Origin of the sequence: Streptomyces sp. NPDC048291, assembly GCF_043201715.1 — a bacterium.
In the GTDB taxonomy this organism is placed as follows: Bacteria; Actinomycetota; Actinomycetes; order Streptomycetales; family Streptomycetaceae; genus Streptomyces.
Window position 1 is genome coordinate 414718 of record NZ_JBICZC010000008.1, and the last position, 23825, is coordinate 438542.

At 71.0% G+C, this 23825-nt stretch carries 21 protein-coding genes; 8 read left to right on the forward strand and 13 right to left on the reverse strand.

The features are described from left to right. Window position 1: 1 nt before the first annotated feature. Window positions 2–1828 carry an AMP-dependent synthetase/ligase gene (locus ACGF5O_RS23735; protein ID WP_393811866.1) on the reverse strand — a complete coding sequence of 609 codons (1827 nt, stop codon included), beginning with the start codon at window positions 1826–1828 and terminating at the stop codon, window positions 2–4. Between the two features lie 397 nt (window positions 1829–2225). On the opposite strand from ACGF5O_RS23735, the gene ACGF5O_RS23740 reads away from it, so the two are divergent. Further along, window positions 2226–3227, forward strand: coding sequence for an Lrp/AsnC family transcriptional regulator (locus tag ACGF5O_RS23740; protein WP_393811939.1), 1002 nt, complete (start codon window positions 2226–2228; stop codon window positions 3225–3227). A gap of 60 nt (window positions 3228–3287) precedes the next feature. Here ACGF5O_RS23740 and ACGF5O_RS23745 read toward each other — a convergent pair whose 3' ends face one another. Beyond that, window positions 3288–4151, reverse strand: coding sequence for a LysR substrate-binding domain-containing protein (locus tag ACGF5O_RS23745; RefSeq protein ID WP_393811867.1), 864 nt, complete (start codon window positions 4149–4151; stop codon window positions 3288–3290). Between the two features lie 179 nt (window positions 4152–4330). Between ACGF5O_RS23745 and ACGF5O_RS23750 the strand changes: the two genes are divergently transcribed. Both ACGF5O_RS23750 and ACGF5O_RS23755 read left to right on the forward strand, forming a co-directional pair. Continuing rightward, a complete protein-coding gene (locus ACGF5O_RS23750) occupies window positions 4331–5380 on the forward strand; it encodes a bile acid:sodium symporter family protein (protein ID WP_393811868.1) in 1050 nt (349 codons plus the stop codon). A 93-nt stretch (window positions 5381–5473) separates the two neighbouring features. Further along, window positions 5474–6001, forward strand: coding sequence for an isochorismatase family protein (locus tag ACGF5O_RS23755; RefSeq protein ID WP_393811869.1), 528 nt, complete (start codon window positions 5474–5476; stop codon window positions 5999–6001). A gap of 12 nt (window positions 6002–6013) precedes the next feature. Here ACGF5O_RS23755 and ACGF5O_RS23760 read toward each other — a convergent pair whose 3' ends face one another. Then, entirely contained in the window at window positions 6014–6733 is a 720-nt protein-coding gene (locus ACGF5O_RS23760) for an SDR family oxidoreductase (RefSeq protein WP_393811870.1), read from the reverse strand. 138 nt (window positions 6734–6871) lie between these two features. Here ACGF5O_RS23760 and ACGF5O_RS23765 point away from each other — a divergent pair, with 138 nt between their 5' ends. Beyond that, a complete protein-coding gene (locus ACGF5O_RS23765) occupies window positions 6872–7702 on the forward strand; it encodes a LysR family transcriptional regulator (protein ID WP_393811871.1) in 831 nt (276 codons plus the stop codon). 72 nt (window positions 7703–7774) lie between these two features. On the opposite strand, the gene fdhD is transcribed toward ACGF5O_RS23765, so the two are convergent. From fdhD to ACGF5O_RS23790, 5 genes are read right to left on the reverse strand one after another with little or no spacing between them, the layout of a single operon-like run. Continuing rightward, window positions 7775–8623, reverse strand: coding sequence for a formate dehydrogenase accessory sulfurtransferase FdhD (gene fdhD / locus ACGF5O_RS23770; RefSeq protein ID WP_393811872.1), 849 nt, complete (start codon window positions 8621–8623; stop codon window positions 7775–7777). Between the two features lie 7 nt (window positions 8624–8630). Continuing rightward, window positions 8631–9491 (reverse strand): 2Fe-2S iron-sulfur cluster-binding protein, encoded by an 861-nt coding sequence (locus ACGF5O_RS23775; RefSeq protein ID WP_393811873.1) that lies wholly within the window; start codon window positions 9489–9491, stop codon window positions 8631–8633. Then, window positions 9488–11305, reverse strand: coding sequence for an NADH-ubiquinone oxidoreductase-F iron-sulfur binding region domain-containing protein (locus ACGF5O_RS23780; RefSeq protein ID WP_393811940.1), 1818 nt, complete (start codon window positions 11303–11305; stop codon window positions 9488–9490). Before ACGF5O_RS23780 ends, ACGF5O_RS23775 begins: the two co-directional genes overlap by 4 nt. A 5-nt stretch (window positions 11306–11310) precedes the next feature. Next, window positions 11311–13266, reverse strand: a complete 1956-nt coding sequence (locus tag ACGF5O_RS23785; RefSeq protein ID WP_393811874.1) for a molybdopterin oxidoreductase family protein — start codon at window positions 13264–13266, stop codon at window positions 11311–11313. After that, window positions 13263–14234 carry a 2-dehydropantoate 2-reductase gene (locus ACGF5O_RS23790; RefSeq protein ID WP_393811875.1) on the reverse strand — a complete coding sequence of 324 codons (972 nt, stop codon included), beginning with the start codon at window positions 14232–14234 and terminating at the stop codon, window positions 13263–13265. Before ACGF5O_RS23790 ends, ACGF5O_RS23785 begins: the two co-directional genes overlap by 4 nt. 211 nt (window positions 14235–14445) lie before the next feature. Here ACGF5O_RS23790 and ACGF5O_RS23795 point away from each other — a divergent pair, with 211 nt between their 5' ends. The 4 genes from ACGF5O_RS23795 to ACGF5O_RS23810 all read left to right on the forward strand — a co-directional run bounded on the left by ACGF5O_RS23795 (window position 14446) and on the right by ACGF5O_RS23810 (window position 17823). Next, entirely contained in the window at window positions 14446–15780 is a 1335-nt protein-coding gene (locus tag ACGF5O_RS23795; protein WP_393811876.1) for an OFA family MFS transporter, read from the forward strand. Continuing rightward, complete coding sequence (locus ACGF5O_RS23800; protein ID WP_293994368.1) at window positions 15755–15889, forward strand: hypothetical protein; 135 nt, start codon at window positions 15755–15757, stop codon at window positions 15887–15889. Before ACGF5O_RS23795 ends, ACGF5O_RS23800 begins: the two co-directional genes overlap by 26 nt. A 167-nt stretch (window positions 15890–16056) precedes the next feature. Then, window positions 16057–17004, forward strand: a complete 948-nt coding sequence (locus ACGF5O_RS23805) for a beta-ketoacyl-ACP synthase III (protein ID WP_393811877.1) — start codon at window positions 16057–16059, stop codon at window positions 17002–17004. A gap of 141 nt (window positions 17005–17145) precedes the next feature. Next, complete coding sequence (locus tag ACGF5O_RS23810) at window positions 17146–17823, forward strand: GntR family transcriptional regulator (RefSeq protein WP_393811878.1); 678 nt, start codon at window positions 17146–17148, stop codon at window positions 17821–17823. Between the two features lie 127 nt (window positions 17824–17950). On the opposite strand, the gene ACGF5O_RS23815 is transcribed toward ACGF5O_RS23810, so the two are convergent. The 5 genes from ACGF5O_RS23815 to ACGF5O_RS23835 form a co-directional block, all read right to left on the reverse strand. Beyond that, complete coding sequence (locus ACGF5O_RS23815) at window positions 17951–18940, reverse strand: hypothetical protein (protein WP_393811879.1); 990 nt, start codon at window positions 18938–18940, stop codon at window positions 17951–17953. A gap of 96 nt (window positions 18941–19036) precedes the next feature. Then, a complete protein-coding gene (locus tag ACGF5O_RS23820) occupies window positions 19037–19420 on the reverse strand; it encodes a VOC family protein (RefSeq protein WP_393811880.1) in 384 nt (127 codons plus the stop codon). Window positions 19421–19428: 8 nt separating this feature from the next. Further along, on the reverse strand, window positions 19429–20484 hold the full coding sequence (locus ACGF5O_RS23825) for a serine hydrolase domain-containing protein (RefSeq protein ID WP_393811881.1): 1056 nt from the start codon (window positions 20482–20484) through the stop codon (window positions 19429–19431). A 460-nt stretch (window positions 20485–20944) separates the two neighbouring features. Beyond that, window positions 20945–22348, reverse strand: coding sequence for an OFA family MFS transporter (locus ACGF5O_RS23830; protein ID WP_393811882.1), 1404 nt, complete (start codon window positions 22346–22348; stop codon window positions 20945–20947). 1 nt (window position 22349) lies between these two features. Further along, window positions 22350–23738 (reverse strand): OFA family MFS transporter, encoded by a 1389-nt coding sequence (locus ACGF5O_RS23835; RefSeq protein WP_393811883.1) that lies wholly within the window; start codon window positions 23736–23738, stop codon window positions 22350–22352. Window positions 23739–23825 lie beyond the last annotated feature (87 nt).

The following is a 23825-nucleotide window of genomic DNA, read 5'->3' on the forward strand; positions in this document are numbered from 1 at the left end:
GTCAGGCCCGGTACAGGGCCTCGACCTCGTTGGCGTAGGCGTTCTCGATCGCCTTGCGTTTCAGCTTCAACGACGGGGTCAGCAAGCCGTGTTCCTCGGTGAACGGCTGGGCGAGGATACGGAACGTACGGATCGACTCGGCCTGTGAGACCAGGGTGTTGGCGGCCACCACCGCGCGCCGCACCTCGGTCTCCAGGTCGGGGTCCCGCACCAGCTGGGCCGCGGACATCTGCGGCTTGCCGCGCATGGTCAGCCAGTGCTCGACCGCCTCGGTGTCGAGGGTGACCAGGGCGGCGATGTAGGGGCGGTCGTTGCCGACCACGATGCACTGGTTGACCAGCGGATGGTCCCGGACCCGCTCCTCCAGGACACCGGGGGAGACGCTCTTGCCGCCGGAGGTCACCAGGATCTCCTTCTTGCGGCCGGTGATCGTCAGATAGCCGTCCTCGTCGAGGGAGCCCAGGTCGCCGGTGGCCAGCCAGCCGTCGTGCAGGGTGGCGTCGGTGGCCTTCTGGTTGTTCAGGTAGCCCTGGAAGACGTTGCCGCCGTGCAGCCAGATCTCCCCGTCGTCCGCGATGTGCACGGTGGAGCCCGGGATGGCCTGCCCGACCGTGCCGTACCGGGTGCGCTCGGGCGGGTTGGCGGTCGCCGCCGCCGTCGACTCGGTCAGGCCGTAGCCCTCGTAGATCTGCACGCCCGCGCCGGCGAAGAACAGGCCGAGCCGGCGGTCCATCGCCGAGCCGCCGGACATGGCGTTGCGGATCCGGCCGCCCATCGCCGCCCGCACCTTGGAGTAGACGAGCTTGTCGAAGAGCTGGTGCTGCATGCGCAGCGACGCCGACGGACCGGGCCCGGTGCCCCACGCCTTCGCCTCGACCGCGTCCGCGTACTTCACCGCGATCTCGACCGCCTTCTCGAACGGCCCGCCCTTGCCGTCCTTCTCGGCCTTGCGCCGCGCGGCGTTGAACACCTTCTCGAAGATGTACGGCACGGCCAGGATGAACGTCGGCCGGAACGCGGCCAGGTCGGGCAGGAGCGCCGCCGCGTGCAGCTGCGGCTGGTGGCCGAAGCGGACCCCGTGCCGGATCGCCGCCACCTCCACCATGCGCCCGAAGACGTGCGCGAGCGGCAGGAAGAGCAGGGTGGAGACCTCCTCGCCCTTCTTCGCGCGGAACACCGACTCCCAGCGGGCCACGACCGTGTCCGCCTCGTACATGAAGTTCCCGTGCGACAGGACACAGCCCTTGGGGCGGCCGGTGGTGCCCGAGGTGTAGATGATCGTGGCCACCGAGTCGGGGGTGACGGCCTGCCGGTGCCGGTGCACCACGTCGTCCTCGAGGTGGGCGCCCGCGTCGTACAGCTCCTGCACCGCGCCCTCGTCGAGCTGCCACAGCTGGCGCAGCTGGGGCAGCCGGTCGATGACGGTGGCGATCGTCATCGCGTGGTCCTCGTGCTCCACGATCGCCGCCGTGCACTCGGCGTCGTACAGCATCCAGAAGCACTGCTCCGCCGACGAGGTCGGGTAGACCGGCACCACCTGGGCGCCGATCGTCCACAGCGCGAAGTCGAACAGGGTCCACTCGTAGCGGGTGCGGGACATGATCGCGACCCGGTCGCCGAAGCGGATGCCCCGGGCGAGGAGCCCCTTGGCGAGGGCGAGGACCTCGTCGCGGAACTCGGCGGCGGTCACGTCACGCCACTGGCCGAGCTCGTCCTTGCGGCCCAGCGCGACGTGCAGCGGGTCCGTCCGGGCATGCTCGAACACGGTGTCGGCCAGACCGCCGACCGGCGGTGCCGACGCCAACGGCGGGTTGGTGAACTCGCGCAAACCCCGCTCCCCGCTCCTCGCTCCACAGTGACGGTAGTAGTGACGCTCCGCACAGCGCCGTGAAAGCTACCCCACCGGAAGACCGTTCGGGAGGGGGTGCGAAAACGAGCATTGCTCTCGTATGACCGCGCTTGCGCACGGAAAATACGCCCACATGGGGAAGGGTCGGACAGAATCCTTACGGTTCAGTAAGTTCCGGCTCCGTAATCTCCACGGAATCTGTACGTCCCGATTACGGCCCCCGGCCGGTTACCCGCCGGTCAGGGGCGGGGTGCCGGAGCGCCCTCTGATGACTGCGCCGGGGTGGCCGATTTCGTCACTCCGCGGGTCCCGCCGCGCATACGGTTCGGGGCGGTGAGGTTCCGCCGCGCGACGGAACCCGACGGGAGTCGCCATGCTGGAGCTGGAATCCGACACGCTGGATCCGCTGGACCTGCAACTGCTCAGCGCGCTGGAGGTCGACGGCCGCGCCTCCTTCAGCCGGATCGCGGCCGTGCTCGGCGTCTCCGACCAGACGGTCGCCCGCCGTTACCGGCGGCTGTGCGCCGAGGCCGGGCTGCGGGTCGTCGCGGTCCGGGACGCCGAGCGGCTCGGCCAGGACCAGTGGATGCTCCGGCTGCGCTGCGCGCCCGACGGCGCCACCGTCATCGCCGACGCCCTCGCCAAGCGCCCCGACACCGCCTGGATCGGGCTGGCCTCCGGCGGCACGGAGATCGCCTGCATGACCCGGCCGCGCCACGCCGGCGACCACGACGACCTGCTGCTCGGCAAGCTGCCGCGGACCCCGAGCGTGGTGGAGATCCGGGCGCAGCAGCTCCTGCACCGGTTCTACGGGGGGCCGACGGGGTGGGTGCGGAAGTTCGGGGCGCTGTCCGAGGAGCAGGCGGCGGCGCTGCGGCCGGCGCCGCCGGAGGCCGCGGGGCCGGCGCGGCTGGAGGCCGCGGGGCCGGCGCGGCTGGAGCCCGAGGACGCGCCGCTGCTCGCCGCGCTGGAGCGGGACGGGCGGGCGACGTATCCGGAGTTGCAGCGGGCGACGGGGCGGTCCGAGTCCTCGGTGAAGCGGCGGCTGGCCGCGCTGATCGGTTCCGGGGCGGTGTACATCGACGTGGAGTACCGGTCCGAGGTGCTGGGATTCTCGAAGTCCGCGGTGCTGTGGATCACCACGACGCCGGCCGCGATGCACTCCGTGGGCGAGGCGCTGGCGGCCCATGACGAGGTGGCGTCGGCCGCGGCCACCGCCGGGCCGTCGCATGTCGTGGTGACGACGGTCTTGCGGGACACGGCGCATCTGTACGCGTACCTGAGCGGGCCGGTGGGGCGGCTGGAAGGGGTGCAGCATGTGGAGGCGATGCCGTTTTTGCGGAGGGTGAAGCAGCTGACCTACCAGGGGTTGTGGTGACGGCGCGGGCCGGTGGGGGCTGGTAGCTCGGTTCCCCGCGCCCCTGGCGGGGCGCTGTGGCTAGGGCCGTCTCAAGTGGGCTCCGCTGGCCAGGATCGCCGCTGCCAGGGCGTCTGCCGCTGCCTGGGCCGGTGATCGTCTCGGGCCGTGTACGAGGACGAAGTCGACCTTGCCCAGTTCCGGCAGGCCCGCCCGGTCCGGGACGCGGAACAGGCCCGGCGGGATCAGGCCCTTCGAGTGGGCCATCACGCCCAGGCCGGCCTGGGCCGCCGCGAGGAGGCCGTTGAGGCTGCCGCTCGTGCAGACGATGCGCCAGTCGCGGCCCTGGCGCTCCAGTGCCTCCAGGGCCAGGGCGCGGGTGATGCCGGGCGGGGGATAGACGATCAGTGGGACCGGGCGGGCGGGGTCCAGACGGAGCCGCTCCGCGCCGATCCACACCAGGTCGTCGTGCCAGACCAGCTCGCCCAGCGGGTCCTCGGCACGCCGCTTGGCCAGCACCAGGTCCAGCTTCCCGGCGGCCAGCTGCTCGTGCAGGGTGCCGGAGAGCTCCACCGTCAGTTCGAGGTCGACCTCGGGGTGGTCGTGCCGGAAGCCCTCCAGGATCTCCGGCAGCCGGGTGAGGACGAAGTCCTCCGACGCGCCGAAGCGGAGCCGGCCCCGGACCCGGGTGCCCGTGAAGAAGGCCGCCGCCTGCTCGTGCACCTCCAGGATCCGGCGGGCGAACCCGAGCATCGCCTCGCCGTCCTCGGTCAGCTCGACGGAGTGCGTGTCCCGGGAGAACAGCTGGCGGCCGGCCGCGTCCTCCAGACGGCGCACGTGCTGGCTGACCGTGGACTGGCGCAGTCCGAGCCGCCGGGCGGCCTGGGTGAAGCTGAGCGTCTGGGCCACGGCCAGAAAGGTGCGCAGCTGCGAAGGGTCGTACACTCGAACATGTTATCGCGGAACGCGATGGCAGTGAGAGTGGTATACCGGATTCCCGATCAAGTGTCGGAGGAGGACGATGGAGGGGGCCCCTCCGGCCCCCGCGACAACCCGGCCGTATCCGCCGTTACCCGGCCGTATCCGCCGGTACGACACCCTGACCGACCCGCAAGTGGAGCACCGTGAAACGCCTGAGCTGGCCCAGTCGGATGCCGATCGACCCGTACGTCCTGCTGTTGCTCGGGACGGTGGGTCTCGCCGCGCTCCTTCCGGCCCGGGACACGGCCGCCGACGTGGCCTCCGGCGCCTCCACGGCCGCGATCGCCTTTCTCTTCTTCCTCTACGGGGCCCGCCTGTCCACCCGCGAGGCCGTCGACGGGCTGCGCCACTGGCGGCTCCACGTCACGGTCCTGGCCTGCACCTTCGTGGTCTTCCCCGTGCTCGGCATGGCGGCCCGCGGTCTGGTGCCGGTACTGCTCACCCATCCGCTCTACCAGGGCCTCCTCTTCCTGACCCTGGTGCCCTCCACCATCCAGTCGTCGATCGCCTTCACCTCCATCGCCCGGGGCAACGTGCCCGCCGCGATCTGTGCCGGCTCCTTCTCCTCGCTGATCGGCATCGTCCTCACCCCGTTGCTCGCCGCCGCGCTGCTGGGCAACAGCGGGGGCGGGTTCTCCGCCGACTCGATCGTGAAGATCGTGCTCCAGCTGCTGGTGCCGTTCGTCGCCGGACAGCTGCTGCGCCGGTGGATCGGGGACTTCATCACCCGGCACAAGAGGATCCTCGGCCTCGTCGACCGAGGCTCCATCCTGCTCGTCGTCTACACCGCGTTCAGCGAGGGCATGGTCCGGGGCATCTGGCACCAGGTGAGCGCGGCCCGGCTGGCCGGACTGCTCCTCGTCGAGGCCGTCCTGCTCGCCGTGATGCTCCTGCTCACCTGGTACGGCGCCAAGGCGCTCGGCTTCGGCCGCGGGGACCGCGTCGCCATCCAGTTCGCCGGGTCGAAGAAGTCCCTCGCCTCCGGGCTGCCCATGGCCAGCGTCCTGTTCGGCGCCCATGCCTCGCTGGCCGTGCTGCCGCTGATGCTCTTCCACCAGATGCAGCTCATGGTGTGCGCGGTGATCGCCAAGCGCCGTGCCCACGACCCGGAGGCCCAGGAGGCCGCCGAACCCGCGGTGGCCCCGGCGGCGCAGCCGCGGCCCGCGGTCGGCACCGGGCCCCTCGGCCGCTGAGCGCACCTCCGTCGGCTGCCGAACGCGACCAGTTCACGGGCCTGTTGATCCGGATTTCCGGTACGGACGGCTCATGGCGGCTAACGTTCCGTCATGACCGCACCCCTGGCGCTCGATCCGGCGCACACGGCCCTCGTCCTCGTCGACCTGATGGACCGCATCGTCGCGCTGCCCCTGGAGCCCCGCAAAGGCACCGAAGTCCTGCACACGGCCGAGGAACTGGCCCACTCCTTCCGCGCCGCCGGCGCGCCCGTGGTGCTGATCCGCGTCGAACGGCCCTCGCTCGCGGAGCAGCCGCCGGGCAGCGGGCTCGTCGCCGGACTCAGGAAGGAGGGGGACGTGGAGATCGTCAAGCGGACGATCGGCGGCTTCCAGGGCACCGAACTCGACGCCCGGCTGCGCGGCCTCGGGGTCACCCGGCTGGTGTTCGGCGGCATCGCCACCAACCTCGGCGTCGAGTCCACCGCCCGCGCCGCCGGCGACCTCGGCTACGACCTGGTCTTCGTCGAGGACGCCATGGCCGCCCTCACCGGCCCCGAGCACGAGGCGTCCGTCCGGCTCGACTTCCCGCGCCTCGGCACGGTGGTCACCGCCGCCGACGTCCGCCTCGGCCCCGCCTGACCGGCCGGTCGCTCAGACCAGCGTTCCGCCGCCGTCCACGACCACCACCGACCCGGTGCTGTACCCCCCACGCATCAGGTACAGGTAGGCCTCCGCCACATCCGCCGGCTCGCCCATCCGCCCCACCGGCAGCGACTCGGCGGACGACCGGTACAGCTCCTCCCGGACCGTCTCCGGCAGCCCCCGCCACAGCTCGGTCCGCACCACCCCCGGCGAGACCACGTTGATCCGCAGCGGCGCCAGCTCCACCGCCAGTGCCCGGGTCAGCGACTCCATCGCCCCGCACAGCGCGGAGGCGACGCTCGACCCGGGCATCGGCCGGCGCCCCGCCGTGCCCGTGGTCAGCACCACCGACCCGCCCGGCCGGATCGACCCGGCGCCGTACTTGACCGCCGCGTACGCACCCCACAGCCGGGTGTCCAGGAAGCCCCGGGCCGTCGCGATGTCCGTCCCGGCCACCGTCTCCAGCAGGATCGAGTCACCGGCCGTGTACACCAGGTGGTCGAACGCCCCGATCCGGGCGAAGAAGGCGCGCAGCGCGTCCTCGTCCGTGGCGTCCAGCACCTGTCCCTCGGCGTCCTCCGGCAGCGTCTTCAGCGCCGCGTCGACGCTCTCCTGCCGCCGCGAGGCGACGACCACCCGCGCGCCCTCCCGTGCCGCGCCCTCGGCGACCGCGAGCCCGATGCCCGAGGTGCCCCCGATGACGACGACACACTGTCCCTGCAGACCCATGGCTGATCCCTTTCCAAGCCGGTGTTCCGTCCCGTCCGGACGTCTCCAGCCTGCGGCTCTGCGGCAACCGCCGTCCAAGACCTCTTTCGGCGGTGGCGATACCCTGAAGACATCGCCACCCCGGAAGGAGCCGCGGACATGGACCTGGATCTGCGCAAGGTCCGCTACTTCGCGGCGGTCGCCGAACTCCTCCACTTCGGCCGGGCGGCGGAGCGGCTGCACATCGCCCAGCCGGTGCTGAGCCGTCAGATCCGGGCCCTGGAGAAGGACTTGGGGGCCGAGCTGTTCGTACGGGACAGCCACGGTGTGACCCTGACCGACGCCGGGCGGCAACTCGTCGAGGACGCACGGCAGTTGCTGGCCGTCGCCGACGCGACCCGGCGCCGGGTCGGGCAGGCCGCACGGGGCGGGCGGCGGCTCGTCGTCGGCTTCCGGGCCGGCGTGGTGGTCACCGAGGCGCTGCGCGCCTTCTCCGCGGGCCACCCGGAGATCGAGGTGCGTGCCCTCCGGGTCGAGTGGGACGACCAGGAGCGGCTGATCCTCGACGGCACCGTCGACATCGCCTACGTACGGCTGCCCGTCCGGGAGGCGGGGCTCGAACTGCGCCCCCTGTACGGCGAGCCCCGGGTGGCGATGCTCCCGGACCGGCACCGGCTCGCCGGCAAGCAGGAGATCTCCCTGCCGGACCTCGACGGCGAGCAGTGGCTGCGCTACAACGACCCCCGGCCCGGCGACCTGCCGCTGCGCACCATCGAGGAGAAGTTCGAGTGCGTGGCCGCCGGCATGGCCATCACGATGGTGCCCCGCTCGGCCGCCGAGCAGTACTCCCGCCCGGACATCGTCTACGTCCCGGTCGTCGACGCCGAACCCGACCGGGTGCTGCTGGCCTGGGCGGCCGGCCGCCGCTCGCCGCTGGTCGCCGCCTTCGCCGAGGCCGCGGCGGGCGTCGGGGCGCCCGGCTCCGGCTGAGGCGGGGCCCCTGCGGCGCAGGGGGCGCTCCCCGCCGGTCGGGGCCCCGCCGCCGTGCCGCGGGGAACCGGGTCAGCCCTGGGCGGCCGCGGCCCGCAGAGCGATGCGGTCCTCGCCCGCGTACACGTTCATGTTGCTGCCCCGCAGGAAACCGACCAGGGTCAGCCCGGTCTCCGCCGCCAGGTCCACCGCAAGCGAGGACGGCGCCGAGACCGCCGCGAGCACCGGGATGCCCGCCATCACCGCCTTCTGCGCCAGCTCGAAGGAGGCCCGCCCGGAGACCAGCAGGATCGCCCGGGACAGCGGCAGGTCGCCGTTCTGCAGGGCCCGGCCGACCAGCTTGTCGACCGCGTTGTGCCGGCCCACGTCCTCGCGGATGTCCAGCAGCTCGCCGTCCTCCGCGAACAGGGCCGCCGCGTGCAGCCCCCCGGTCCGGTCGAAGACCCGCTGCGACGCGCGGAGCCGGTCGGGGAGGCTCGCGAGCAGCTCGGGCTCCACCCGGACCGGGGGAGTGTCGGCTATCGGCCAGCGGGCCGTCGTACGCACCGCGTCGAGGCTCGCCTTGCCGCACAGCCCGCAGGACGAGGAGGTGTAGACGTTCCGCTCCAGGGTGAAGTCGGGGAGCTGGACGCCCGGCGTCGTCCGTACGTCGACGACGTTGTAGGTGTTGGAACCGTCGGCCGTGGCGCCCGCGCAGTAGACGATGTTCTGCAGGTCGCCGGCCTCCGCCAGCACCCCCTCGCTCACCAGGAACCCGGCCGCCAGCGCGAAGTCGTCGCCGGGCGTGCGCATGGTGATGGCGAGGGGTTTCCCGTTGAGTCTGATCTCCAGCGGTTCCTCGGCGACGAGCGTGTCCGGCCGGGCGGAGACCGCTCCGTCGCGGATCCGGATGACCTTGCGTCGTTCCGTGACTCGTCCCATGGTCTGATCAGCCCCGGTTCTGTACGTGCTGGTAGCCGAAACGGCCCTTGATGCAGAGATTGCCGTGGGTCACCGGGTTGTCGTGCGGCGAGGTGACCTTCACTATCTCATTGTCCTGCACATGGAGCGTGAGGTTGCAGCCCACACCGCAGTACGCGCACACGGTGGTCGTCTCCGTCTGCCGGGAGGCGTCCCAGGTGCCAGCCGCCCGCATGTCGAACTCCGACTTGAACGACAGCGCCCCGGTGGGACACACCTCCACACAGTTGCCGCAGTACACGCACGCCGAGTCGGTCAGCGGGGCGTCGTGCTCGACGGCGATCCGGGCGTCGAAGCCGCGCCCGGCGACCGAGATCGCGAAGCTGTTCTGCCACTGGTCGCCGCAGGCGTCCACGCACTTGTAGCAGAGGATGCACTTGCCGTAGTCGCGCACGTACAGGTCGTTGTCGACCCTGGGCTCCTCGTCCAGGCGGGCCGCGTCGGGGCCGAAGCGGTCGGGCTTCGCCTCGTACTCCTTGATCCACTCGGCCGCGCGGGGCGTGGTCGACAGGTCGACCGAGGAGGCCAGCAGCTCCAGGACGATCCTGCGGCTGTGCCGGACGCGTTCGCCTCCGGTGCGCACCACCATCCCCGGCTCGGCCTTCCGGGAGCAGGCCGGCACCAGGGTGCGGGCCCCCTCCACCTCGACCACGCACACCCGGCAGGCGTTCTTCGGGCGCAGCGTGTCGCCCTCGCACAGGGTCGGCACGTCCTTCCCGGCGGCCCGGCAGGCGTCCAGGATCGTCGAGCCCTCCGGGACCCGCGCCTCCTCGCCGTCGACGGTGAACTCCAGCAGCCGGCGCGGGATCCCCAGCGGTGTCACGGTCATTCGTACGCCCCCAGACGGTCGATGGCGGATTCCACGGCGTTCCACGCGGTCTGGCCGAGACCGCAGATCGAGGCGTCCCGCATCGCCCGCCCGACCTCGCGCAACAGGCCGATGTCGGCGGCGGCTTCGGCGCCGGTGCGCGCGACGATCCGGTGCAGCGCCTCCTCCTGCCGGACCGTCCCGACCCGGCAGGGCACGCACTGCCCGCAGGACTCGTCGCGGAAGAACCGGGCTATCCGGAGCAGGAGTCGCGGCAGGGGCACGGTGTCGTCGAAGGCCATGACCACACCCGAGCCGAGCGTGGTACCGGCCTCCCGGGTGCCCTCGAAGGTGAGCGGGATGCCGAGTTCGTCCGGCCGGACGAAGCCCCCCGCGGCGCCGCCGAGCAGGACCGCCCGCAAGTTCTCGCGCACACCGGCCAGTTCGAGGAGTTCGCCGAGCGTGGCACCGAAGGGGAGTTCGTAGATGCCGGGGCGGGCCACGCTCCCCGACACGCAGAACAGCTTCGGGCCGGTGGACCTCGCCGTGCCGATCGCCGCGTATGCCGGGGCGCCCATGGTCAGGATCGGCAGGACGTTGACCAGCGTCTCCACGTTGTTCTCGACCGTCGGCTTCCCGAACAGCCCCTTCTCCACCGGGAACGGGGGCTTGGAGCGCGGCTCGCCCCGGTACCCCTCGATGGAGTTGAACAGGGCCGTCTCCTCACCGCAGATGTACGCCCCGGCGCCGCGCCGGATCTCGATGTCGAAGGCGAAGCCCTGCCCGAGGACGTCGTCGCCGAGGAAGCCCCGGGTACGGGCCTGGTCGATCGCGTGCTGGAGGCGCCGGGTCGCGCGCGGGTACTCGCCGCGGAGGTAGACGAAGCCCCGGTGCGCGCCGATCGCGTACGCCGCGATCGTCATCGCCTCGACCAGGGAGTACGGATCGCCCTCCATGAGCACGCGGTCCTTGAAGGTGCCCGGCTCCGATTCGTCGGCGTTGCAGACCAGGTAGTGCGGACGGTCGGGCTGGGACGCCGTGGCCTGCCACTTGCGGCCGGTGGGGAAGGCGGCACCGCCGCGCCCGACCAGACCCGAGTCGGTGACCTCGCGGACGACCCCGGCGGGGCCGAGCGCGAAGGCCTGCCGCAGGGCGGTGTAGCCGCCGTTCGCCCGGTAGTCGTCGAGCGAGGCCGGGTCGACCACGCCCACCCGCCGCAACAGGGTCAGGCCCTCCTGCCCCGCCTGGGGTACGGCCGCCACGGCCGGCGGCTCCTGAGGCACCGAGTCGGGTGCGGTGGCCGCGAGGACGGCCGCCCTGACGGTCGCCGGGGCCGCCACCGCCGTACGCACCGGGTCCCCGGCCCGGATCGCGAGGGCGGCCGGGGCGCGCTCGCACAGGCCCAGACAGGGGCTGCGCTCGACGTGCACGCCGGGGCCGAGACCCGCCTCCACCCCGGCGCACAGTGCGGCCGCGCCGGCCGCCGTGCACGCCAGGTCCGTGCAGACGTGCAGGACGGTCGCCGGGCGGGGCTTGACGGAGAACATCGCGTAGAAGGTGGCGACCCCGTAGGCCTCGGCCGGGGGGACGGTCAGGCGGCGGCACAGATAGCCGAGGGCGCCCTCGCCGATCCAGCCGATCCGGTCGTTGATCGCGTGCAGCCCCGGCAGCAGCAGGTCGCGGCGGTCCCGGGCCTCCCGGCCGCCGCGCGCCCACCGCAGGTCCGCGTCGGAACGGTCGGCGCCCTCCCAGGAGGACTCCGGAGGGCCCAACAGGGCGTCGACGGCGGCCCGTTCGTCGTCCGTCGGTTTGCTGTCGCCGAAGTGCAGGTCCACTTGTGTCACCTCACGATGGTCGCGACCGGGAGCTTCTCGATGCGGATCGCCGACGCCTTGAACTCCGCCGTCCCCGCGATCGGGCAGTTCGCCTCGATCGTCAGCTGGTTGGTGTCCACCTCGTCGGGAAAGTGCATGGTCATGAAGGCGAGACCGGGACGCAGCGCCGTGTCGATCCAGACCGGGGCCACCACCGCGCCCCGCCGCGAGGACACCTGGACCTCCTCGCCGACGACCACCCCGTACCGCTCGGCGTCCTCCGGGCACAGCTCGACGTACTCGCCGCGCCGTAGCGGTGAGGCGTAACCGCCGCTCTGCACCCCGGTGTTGTAGGAGTCCAGCCGTCGCCCGGTGGTGAGCCGGATCGGGAACTCCTCGTCGGTGAGGTCGACCGGCGGATCGTGCCGGACCAGCCCGAAGGGCGCCGGCATCCCGCGCCTGGCCGGGTCCGTCTCCCACAACCGGCCGTGCAGGTACGTCGGTTCGAGGCCCTCGGTGCTCGGGCACGGCCACTGGATGCCCTGGTGCTCGGCGAGCCGGTCGTACGTCATCCCGTAGTGGTCGGGGGAGACGGAGCGGAGCTCGTTCCAGACGGCCTCCGCGTCCTGGTACTTCCAGTCGTGGCCGAGCCGGGCCGCCAGGTCGCAGAGGATGTCGATGTCCTCGCGGGCCTCGCCGGGCGGGGTGACCGCCCGGCGGACCCGCTGGACCCGGCGCTCGCTGTTGGTGGTCGTGCCCTCGGTCTCCGCCCAGCCGGCGGTCGCGGGCAGCACGACGTCCGCCAGCTCCGCCGTCCTCGTGAGGAAGATGTCCTGGACGACCAGGAAGTCGAGGGCGCCCAGCCGCCGTACCGCCTGCTCGCTGTCGGCCTCCGACTGGGCCGGGTTCTCGCCGATGCAGTAGACGGCCCTGAGCGTGCCCTCCTCCATCGCCTCGAACATCTCGGTGAGGGTCAGCCCGTAGTGCGGCCGGATGACCGTGTCCCAGGCCGACTCGAACTTCAGCCGGGCGTCCGGGTCGAGGATGTCCTGGAAGCCGGGCAGGCGGTTGGGGATCGCGCCCATGTCGCCGCCGCCCTGCACGTTGTTCTGGCCGCGCAGCGGCTGCAGCCCGGCACCCCAGCGGCCCACCTGACCGGTGAGCAGGGAGAGGTTGATCAGGGCGCGGACGTTGTCGGTGCCGTTGTGGTGCTCGGTGATGCCGAGGGTCCAGCACAGCTGGGCACGCTCGGCACGCGCGTAGGCGTGCGCCAACTCCCTTATGGCGCGGGCCGGTACGCCCGTCACCTTCTCGGCGAGGGACAGCGTCCAGGGCTCGACGAGCGACCTGTACTCCGCGAAGCCGGTGGTCGCCCGCTCGACGAACGCCTCGTTGACCAGACCCGCGTGGATGATCTCCCGGCCGATCGCGTGCGCCATCGGGATGTCGGTGCCGACGTTCAGCCCGAGCCAGCTCTCCGCCCACTCGGCGGTCGAGGTACGGCGCGGGTCGACGGCGTACATCCGGGCGCCGTTCCTGATCCCCTTCAGCACGTGCTGGAAGAAGATCGGGTGCGCGAAGCGGGCGTTGGAGCCCCACATCACGATGACGTCGGTCTGCTCGATCTCCTCGTACGAGGAGGTGCCGCCGCCGGAGCCGAAGGCCGCGCTCAGGCCGGCCACGCTCGGGGCGTGGCACGTCCGGTTGCAGGAGTCGACGTTGTTGGTGCCCATCACCACCCGGGCGAACTTCTGCGCCACGTAGTTCATCTCGTTGGTGGCACGGGCGCAGGAGAACATCCCGAACGCGTCGCGGTTGCGCTCCAGACCCCGGGCCGCGCGGTCCAGGGCCTCCTCCCAGGTCGCCCGCCGGAAGGGCTCGTCGCGGGAGTCCCGGACCAGGGGGTGGGTGAGCCGGGTGTAGGTCTTCGGCTGCCGTTTCCCCGGGCGGCTCGTACGGCTCGTACGGCTTGTGCGGCTCATGCGGCGCTCCTCAGCGCGAGCAGGTCCGAGATGGCGTGCACGGTGCGCAGGGTGGGCACCTGCACGCCGGTGATCTCCGCCAGCTCGACGACCGCCGCGAGCAGCACGTCGAGTTCCAGCGGCTTGCCGCGCTCCAGGTCCTGGAGCGTGGAGGTGCGGTGGTCGCCGACCTTCTCGGCGCCCGCGAGCCGGCGTTCGATGGAGACCCCGACCTCGCAGCCGAGCGCCTCGGCGACGTCGAGCGTCTCGCGCATCATGATCTCGATGACCCGCCGGGTGCCGCCGTGCAGGCACATCTGCCGCATCGTGGCGCGGGCCAGCGCGCTGATCGGGTTGAAGGAGATGTTGCCGAGCAGCTTGAGCCAGATGTCGTTGCGCAGGTCGGGTTCGACCGGGCACTTCAGTCCGCCGCTCTGCATGGCCTCGCTCAGCCGCAGACAGCGCTTGGACACGCTGCGGTCGGGTTCCCCGATCGAGAACCGGGTCCCTTCCAAGTGCCGTACCACGCCCGGCGCTTCGAGCTCGGTGGCCGCGTACACCACGCAGCCGACGGCGCGTTCGGGGGCGAGTACGGCGCTGACGCTCCCGCCGGGGTCGACGCTCTCGACGCGGTGGCCGTCGTGGGGGCCGCCGTGCCGGTGGAAGTACCACCAGGGGATGCCGTTCTGGGCGGCGACCACCGCCGTCCGCTCGTGCAGCAGCGGCTCGACCAGCGGCCCGCACGCCGCGTACGAGTTGGCCTTCAGGCCCAGGAAGACGTAGTCGACCGGGCCGACCTCGGCCGGGTCGTCGGTGGCGTGGGCGTGCGCGGTGAAGTCGCCGCGCGGGCTGAGCACGCGAACTCCGTACTGCCTCATGGCCGCCAGATGGGGTCCACGGGCGATGAGATGCACGTCGGCGCCCGCGCGGTGGAGCGCGGCACCGACATAGGCGCCGATCGCACCGGCGCCGAGGACTGCGACTTTCACGGAACACTCCGTTCGGTTTGAGGGATACCGCGGAGGTGGTCGGGGAGAAGGCCGACCGAATCATGTCGACGAAATATTGTCTACAGTATGGAGTCGGGGTCGACAAGGGTTCGGGCAGCGACCGTTCGGCGCATTCTGGATACCGTTCAACGCATACGATCGAGCCACCGGGTTCTCAACCACCCCGGCGGGGCCCTACCGTCCGGGATTCATGAGCAGCCCCCCTGTAGCGCCGCCGGGCTGGAGCCGCTGGCTCGTCCCGCCCGCCGCCCTCTCCGTCCACCTCTCCATCGGCCAGGCCTATGCCTGGAGCGTGTTCAAGCCGCCGCTCGAATCCGCGCTGCACCTGAGCGGCACCGAGAGCGCGCTGCCCTTCCAGCTCGCGATCGTGATGCTCGGTCTGTCGGCCGCGTTCGGCGGCACCCTCGTCGAGCGCAACGGACCGCGCTGGGCCATGACGGTGGCCCTGATCTGCTTCTCCACCGGCTTCCTGATCTCCGCCCTCGGCGCCGAGACCAAGCAGTTCTGGCTGATCGTCCTCGGCTACGGCTTCGTCGGCGGCATCGGCCTCGGCATCGGCTATATCTCGCCCGTCTCCACGCTGATCAAGTGGTTCCCGGACCGGCCCGGCATGGCCACCGGCATCGCCATCATGGGCTTCGGCGGCGGCGCGCTGATCGCCTCGCCCTGGTCGGCGCAGATGCTTTCGTCCTTCGGCAGTGACAACGATGGCATCGCCCTCGCCTTCCTGGTGCACGGGCTGTCGTACGCCGTCTTCATGTCCCTCGGTGTGCTGCTGATCCGGGTCCCGCGCACGGAGGACCGCGTGAACACAGCGGACGCGCCGAGCGCCTTCGAGGGCGTCCAGGTCTCCGCGAACAGCGCGATCCGGACCCCGCAGTTCTGGTGCCTGTGGGTCGTGCTCTGCATGAACGTGACCGCCGGCATAGGCATTCTGGAGAAGGCCGCGCCGATGATCACGGACTTCTTCGCCGACAGCTCCACCCCCGTGACGGTGTCCGCCGCGGCCGGGTTCGTCGCCCTGCTCTCCGCCGCCAACATGGCGGGCCGGATCGGCTGGTCGTCCACCTCCGACCTGATCGGCCGCAAGAACATCTACCGCGTCTATCTGGGCGTCGGCGCTGTGATGTACCTGCTCATCGCCCTGTTCGGGGACTCGTCGAAGCCCCTGTTCATCCTCTGCGCCCTGGTGATCCTCTCCTTCTACGGCGGCGGCTTCGCGACCGTCCCCGCCTACCTGAAGGACCTCTTCGGTACCTACCAGGTCGGCGCCATCCACGGCCGGCTGCTCACCGCCTGGTCGCTGGCCGGGGTACTCGGCCCGCTGATCGTCAACTGGATCGCCGACCACCAGAAGGACGCCGGCAAGCACGGCTCCGATCTCTACACGCTGTCCTTCGGCATCATGATCGGCCTGCTCGTCGTCGGCTTCGTCGCGAACGAGCTGGTCCGGCCCGTCCATGTCCGCCACCACATCCCCGCCCCGAGGGAGGCCGTCGATGTCGAACGAGAGCAGCCGGCCTGAGCCGGACCGCCGCTGGCTGATCGCCGTCGCCTGGATCTGGGTGGGCGCGCCGTTCGCCTACGGGGTGTACGAACTGGTACAGAAAGCGACACAGCTGTTCAACGGGTGAGTCCGGTGTGCACCGGGTGAGTCCGGGGAATGCTCGGGCGTCCGAGGGTCTGCAAGAAGCCGACAACTCGGGCGCCCGTTTCCTGTGGCCTTACGTGCCGTCGTACCCGTGAGTCACTGAACAGACTGGTGGGCCCAGACCGAGGCAACAAGGGGGCTCCACCACCCATGATCGGCTCGCGCATCGCCGCCGTCGGCCACTACCAGCCCGCCAGGGTACTCACCAACGAGGACCTGGCGGGCATGGTCGACACCAGTGACGAGTGGATCCGCAGCCGGGTGGGCATCAACACCCGGCACATCGCGGGCCCCGACGAACCCGTCGACGAACTGGCCGCGCACGCCGCCGCCAAGGCCCTCGCGGCGGCCGGCCTCACCCCCGCGGACATCGACCTGGTGCTGGTCGCCACCTCCACCGCGATCGACCGCTCCCCGAACACCGCCGCGCGCGTCGCCGCCCGGCTGGGCATCCCGCGGCCCGCCGCGATGGACGTCAACGTCGTGTGCGCCGGCTTCACCCACGCGCTCGCCACCGCCGACCACACCGTCCGGGCGGGCGCCGCCACCCGGGCCCTGGTCATCGGCGCCGACAAGATGTCCGAGGTGACGGACTGGACCGACCGCACGACCTGCGTCCTGGTCGGCGACGGGGCGGGCGCGGCCGTGGTCGAGGCGTGCGGACCGGGCGAGGAGCCCGGGATCGGACCGGTCCTGTGGGGTTCCGTCCCCGAGATGGGCCACGCCGTACGGATCGAGGGCACCCCGCCCCGGTTCGCGCAGGAGGGGCAGAGCGTCTACCGCTGGGCCACCACCCAGCTGCCGCCCATCGCCCGGCGCGCCTGCGAGAAGGCCGGGATCGCCCCCGCCGACCTCGCGGCCGTCGTCCTGCACCAGGCCAACCTGCGGATCATCGAGCCGCTCGCGGCGAAGATCGGCGCGGTGGACGCGGTCGTAGCCCGTGACGTCACCGAGTCCGGCAACACGTCGGCGGCGAGCATTCCGCTCGCCCTCTCCAAGCTGGTCGAGCAGGGCCGGGTGTCGAGCGGCGACCCGGTCCTGCTGTTCGGCTTCGGCGGCAACCTGTCGTACGCGGGGCAGGTCGTGCGCTGTCCGTGAGGGCGCGCTCCGCGGTGTGACGTGGTCAACTCCCGCTTCCCCTGGCAGCAGTGCGCCGTAGACTGTAGACGAAAGACAATTGATACTGAGTGTCCGCACTGAGTGTCCGCTCGTAACGGGTGTCTGCCGAAGGGGGACCCGATGTTGTCAGCCGGACTGCCGCAGGGCGCGGTGCCCAAGCTCGAACGCCCCGGCCCGCTGCGCGACCGTGTCTACGAGGCGCTGCTGGAACTCATCACCACCCGCGCGCTCCAGCCCGGCCAGCACCTCGTCGAGAGCGAACTCGCCGGCCACCTCGGCGTCTCCCGGCAGCCGGTCCGCGAGGCGCTCCAGCGGCTGAACACCGAGGGCTGGGTGGACCTGCGGCCCGCGCAGGGCGCGTTCGTGCACGAGCCGACGGAGGAGGAGGCCGACCAACTCCTCACCGTCCGCACCCTGTTGGAGGCCGAAGCGGCACGGCTTGCGGCGGCCAACGCGGGCAGTGCGGGCGTGGCCGCCCTCGAATCCCTCTGCGCCGAGGGCGAGAAGGCGGTCGCCGCGGACGACGTGGACGCGGCCGTCGCCCTGAACGCCGCGTTCCACGCCAAGATCATGACCCTGGCCGGCAACACGGTCCTCGCCGAACTCGCCGCCCAGGTCGACCGCCGGGTCCGCTGGTACTACACCCCGGTGGCCCGCCAGCGCGGCCACGAGTCCTGGATCGAACACCGCGGACTGATCGCGGCGATCACGGCGCGGGACGAGCAACTGGCGACCACGCTGATGCGCGAACACACCGAGCACACGCGGCGGTCGTACCACGAGCGGGCGACGTCCTGACCCGGGCCGGGTGACGGCGGGCGCGTCTGTTTTACGGGTCGGCGTCTACAGGCCGGCTTGCGCAGGCCGGCTTGCGCAGGTCGGCGTTTACGGGTCGGCGTTTACGGGTCGGCGTTTACGGGTCGGCTCACGGCAGCGTGATGAGAGCGATGCTCTCCGCCGTCGCGACGGCCAGCCGGGTGCCGTCGGGGTGGAGGGCGGCGGCGGGGGTGGGAATGCGCCGGTAGCCGAAGCAGGTCGGTTTGACGGGCACGGCGACCTCGGGCCACTCCGCGACGATGCGCCCGGTGGCCGCGTCGAGCAGCCGCGGGTGGCCGGCGAACGAGATCACCTGGTCACCACGGGGCACCAACAGCACCCCCGGCTCGGCATCGCCGACGGGGCTGCGGTGGAGCCAGCGTCCCTCGGACACCGACCACACCCCGAGGTGGAGCGGCGGCAGCCCGGCCGTCTCCTCCTCGTCCCACTCCTCGGCCCCCGTCGCCAGCACCAGCCGGTCGGCGTCGAGCCAGCAGCCCGCCGTCACCTCGGCGGTCATGACCGCCGATATCGGCAACAGACCGTCGCCGTCCAGGGTTCCGGGGTCGCTGAGCGCGAGCGCGGTGTCGTAGACCAGGGCCACCCCGAAAGGCTGCCAGAACCAGCCGACCGAGAGCAGGTAGCGGCCGTCCGGGCTCAGTGCGAGTCTGGAGTGGAAGACGTCCTCCGGCTCCCGCCCGCCGGCGGTCAGCCGTTCGCCGCTCGCCGCGTCCTCGATCTGGAGCACGTTGTACTCGTCCGGGCAGTGCACGACGACCTCACGGCCGTCGCCCAACGCGCCCAGGGCGAGCGGGTAGTCGTAGTTCGGCGCCCGGTAGTAGCTGCGGTTCAGCTCCCGCACGACCCGTTCGCCTTCGAGCAACACGCCCTTGGTGCCGCGCTCCTGGTACACCGCGGAGTAGCGCCCCGAGGCCGAGACGGTCCCGGCGTCGAACGGAAAGCTCCATGCGAAGGGCGCCGAGCGCTCCACCCCGTCGCGGCTCCAGCGCCGCCCGCCGCCGGTCACGGAGACCAGCTCGTCGCCGTCCCACGCCAGCGACTTCGGCGCCGACTTCACCGGTATCGACTCCACGGTCATCGATGCCCCCGTCCCCGGAGCACCTCGGGCGGGCCTCCGCCGGGAATCTACGGGACCACGCTCGGTCGGCGCGTAGGAATTTCGCGCGTCCCGCGCCTACCCGTCGTCGCGGCACAGGCAGAAGGGGTGACCGGCGGGATCGAACAGCACGCGGACGTCGTCCCGCGGCTGATCCGGCGCGAGTACGGCCCCCTTGGCGACGGCCTCTGCCACCGCCCCCTCCAGGTCGGCCACCTGGAAGTCGAGATGCATCATCACGCGCTGCTCACCGTCGACCGGCGGCCAGGTCGGCGGCCGATATCCGGCAGCCTCCTGGAACACGATGTACACGGCCCCCTGCGGCGGCGCGACGACAGCGGTCCCGGGCTCCTCGTGCACGATCGGCCACTCCAGCAACTCCGCGTAGAAGCGGGCCAGGAGCGCGGGGTCCGGTGCCTCAAGGGCCGTGCCCCACCACATGCCGTTGCTTCGAGATCGCATGGCTGAACCTACCGCGGTGCCGCGGGAACCGTGGGCGTGGCCACGGCGCAGTTAACCGCGTCCATCAAGGCGGCGCCGGTCTGGTGCGCCTGCCTGGTGAGGGTGGACGTGGCGAAGAAGAAGGCGGCCGTGCGACGGCCGGTGGAGTCCGTGACGTTGTAGGTCGCGTAGCCCGGGACGATGCCGACGTGGTCCCAGACCGTGCCACAGGAGGTCTTCGCCGTCTCGATGCCCAACCCGTAGCCGAGCTCGTCCGGGTCCCCCGGCCCGTTCTCCGGCACGGTGGTGCGCATCTCGGCGAGTTGGGCGGCGGGAAGCAGGCGGCCCGACATCAGCGCGCCGTAGAAACGGGACCAGTCACCGGCGGTGGACACGATCGCGGCATCCGCTCCGTCGGCCGTGACGTAGTCGCCGGTGACGTCCACGTGGTCGTCGTGCTGAGGTCCGGCGTAGTTCCTGAACTCGTCGGGGACGTCCGGTGGCATGTGGGCAGCGTCGGGTTCATAGCCGTGCGCGTGCCGGTCGCGCCAGGCGGAGCCGGTGGCGTAGAAGGTGTGCCGGAGCCCCAGGGGCGCGGCGATCCGGTCCCGCACCAGCGCCGCAAGGCTTTTACCGGTGGCCTTCTCCAGAACGGCGCCGATCGCGATGTAGTTGGTGTTGCTGTACGACCACTCGGTGCCGGGCTCGAACTGTGCCGGGTGTCCGCTCACCAGCCGAAGGATTTCCGTCGACGTCCACACGTGGGTGTCCTGGCCGGTGAGGGCCCCGGCAAGGGCCGGGTCGTCGGTGTAGTCGAACAACCCGCTGGTGTGGTTGAGCAGCATGCGCAGGGTGATCTTTCTGCCGTTGCGCACCTGGCCGGGCAGCCACTTGTCGACCGGATCGGTGAGGGCGAGTCGGTGCTCGGCGACCAGTTGCAGGGCGAGGGTGGCCATCACCGTCTTCGTGTTGGACGCTTCCCGCACCTCGTCGTCCGCGCTGAGCCGATGGTCCTTCCTCGTCCAGGTGGCCTGTTCGGATATCTCGACGGGCCTGCCGTGACCGTCGTCCACCCGCACGATCACCCCGGGCACTCCTTCTTCCACCAACTCCCGTGCCAGTGACCGCAGATGAGCGCGTAACCCCGTGCTGTCGTCCTGTCGGACCGCAGCACTCCCATGGATCGTGTTCGCGCGGGACGGGATCGCAGTGAGGGGCACGACGAGCGCCGCGGACACCGCAAAGGTCGCCAGTGCACGAACCCCCGTCCGTTGCCGACGCCGTCCGACACGCACATTCACACGCAATGCATGCTCCTTCGTGCATCGGGGGGAAGGCCGTCGTGCACGATCGGGGCGAAGCCGGCTCCGGCGGGCCCTGTACAACCCTGGAGAATGCTTCGGAGGATAGCCGAAGCCGGGGTGAAAGAGATGAGTATCGACATCACCGGCCCGGCCGAGGCCGTGTTGCGGAAGCGGCGAAGTCCCGGACACGGGTCCGGGACTCGCCACTGGTAAGACCTGTCCTGAGGCTCCGGGGAAGTCCTCAGGTCGCCGTCTGCGGCTGTGCCGTCACCACCTTTGCTCCGGTGCCCGTCTCGCGCCCCGGCTGTCGCAGCAGCAGGGCGACGCCCGCGGCCAGCATGGAGATCCCGCCCGCGAGGGCGTACGCGCCGTTGTAGCCCCACGCGCCGACGACCATGGAGCCGAGGCCGCCGCCGAAGAGGCCGCTGATGAGTTTGCCGCTGTAGACGAGGCCGTAGTTGGTGGCGTTGTAGTTCTCGCCGAAGTAGTCCGGGGTGAGGGCGGCGAAGAGCGGGTAGAAGGCGCCGCCGCCGAAGCCGGAGAGGAAGGCGAAGAACAGGAACAGCCACTCGCTCTTGATGTCACCGGCCCAGATCACGCCGAACTGGGCGAGCCCGAGGACGACGATGACGAAGACCAGGGTCGGCTTGCGGCCGAGGCGGTCGGAGAGCCAGCCGACGACGCCGCGGCCGATGCCGTTGATGACCGCCATCACGCCCATGGACGAGGCCGCGACGAGCGGGCCGAAGCCGACGTCCTTCGCGAAGTCCACCTGGAAGGAGATGCCGAAGATCGAGACGCCGGCCGTCATGACGATCGCGATCCACATCAGCGGGAGCATGCCGGTGCGGATCGCCTCCTTGGGGGTGAACTGGCGTACCGCGGGAGGGTTCTTGGCGAGCGCCGCGCCGGTCCTCGTGTCGGTCGCGTGGGCGAGCGGGTCGACGTCGGCCGGCCACCAGTTCTTCGGCGGGTCCTTGAAGAAGAACGCGGTGACGAGGACGACGACCATCACGTAGGCGCCGATGAGGTCCAGGACCCGGTGGTAGTTCGCCGTGTCGAAGGCGTAGTTGAAGATGAAGATGAAGGGGAGCGAGCCGTAGGCGAAGCCGCCGTTCACGAAACCCGTGCGGGCGCCCCGGCGTTCGGGGAACCACTTGCCCACCATGTTGATGCAGGTCGCGTAGACGAGGCCGGAGCCGAGGCCGCCGATCACGCCGAAGCCGATGATCGCCAGCCAGATCTCGCTGATGTGGGAGAGGGCCAGGAAGCCGATCAGGCACATCCCGGATCCCGTGTACATCGCCCGGCGGGCCGTGAGGATGCCCTTCTCCCGCAGCCAGCCCGCCGGGAACGCGATGCCGGCCTGGAAGAACACCCAGACGCTCAGGATCCAGAACGTGTTGGACTGCGTCCAGCCGTGCGCGTGGGACAGGGTGTCCTCCGCGGAGCCGTACGCGTACTCGAAGACGCTGATGGCCATCATGGCGATCCACGGCAGGTACACCATGATGTTGCGGGAGTGGCCGAGGATGTCCCGGTCGGTCTCGCCGATCCGGTACACCCGGCCGCGGGCGTCCGTGACCTCGCGGTACGGGCGCCGGCCCGCGTCGGTGCTGTTCGTGGCTACAGGGTCTGCCGACATGTCACGCCATCTCCTCGCCGAGCGGCTGCGGGTTGGGGACGATGCGCCGGGCGCTGGGCCTGCCCGGTGCCTTGAGGAAGAGGGCCAGCACTGCGGAGGCCAGGCCGACGGAGCCCGCGAGCACGAACGCGCCGTGGTAGTCCCACTCACCGACGACGACCGCGCCCAGACCGGAGCCCACCAGGCCGGAGATCAGCTTGGAGCTGTAGACCATCCCGTAGTTGGTGGCGTTGTTGTTCTCACCGAAGTAGTCCGCCGTCATGGCCGCGAAGAGCGGGAAGATCGCCCCGCCGCCGAAGCCGGAGACCATGGAGCAGAACAGGAAGAACGGCATGCTGCCCATCTGGCCGGAGATCAGCACGCCGAACTGTGCCGTGCCGAGCACGATGCAGACGATGATGAGCGTGTTGCGGCGGCCGTACCGGTCGGAGATCCAGCCGATGACGCCGCGGCCGGTGCCGTTGACGATGGCCTTCAGGGACATGGCCGTGGCGACGATCCCGCCCGCGAAACCCATGTCCTTGCCGAACGGCACCTGGAAGGCGATGCCGAAGATATTGATGCCGGCCGTGCAGAGCAGACAGAACCACATCATCCACAGGACCGGTGTACGGGCGGCCTCCTTCGGGGTGTACTGCTTGACGGCGGGCGGGTTCTTCTCCAACGCCCTTCGTATCCGCAAGTCCTGAGTGGCCTTCAGGGGATCGACGTGCGGCGGCCACCAGTTCTTCGGCGGGTCCTTGAAGAACCAGCCGGCCGACGCCACCACCAGGCACAGCCCGATGCCGACCGCGGAGAGCACGACCTTGTAGTTGCCGAGGTCGAGGACCGAGGTGAACAGGAACACGAAGGGCACGGACCCGTAGGCGAAACCGCCGTTCACGAAGCCCGTCTTGCCGCCCTTGCGCTCCGGGTACCACTTGCCGACCATGTTCACGCAGGTCGCGTAGACGAGACCGGCGCCGATGCCGCTGCACATGCCGAAGCCGAGATAGGCGACGACCACGTTCGGCGCGAACGCCAGCGCCACATAGCCCAGCAGCGTGCCCACGGCACCGATCAGCATGGCCGTCCGGGCGGGGAGCCGTCCGCTCTCCCGCAGTTGCCCGGCCGGGAAGGCCACGGCCGCCTGGAAGAACACCCAGACGCCCATCAGCCAGAAGATGTGCCCGCTGCTCCACAGATGCGCCTCGTGGAGCGTGTCCTCCGCCGACGTGAACGCGTACTCGGCGGAGCTGATGCCCATCATGCCCACCCAGGGCAGGATGACCATCCACTTGCGTGTCCGGCCCATGAGATCGACATCGCGTTCGCCGATCCGGTACGTGCGGCCGTTGCGGTCCGTCACCTCCCTGAAAGGGACGGACGTCGATAGATCGATGGATGACATGTCTGCTCAGCACCCCTTGCGTCGAAAGTTCTGGCCAGCGCCCCCTGTCCAATGCCTTTCGTGCGCGCACGGGTCCCGGGGCCGGCC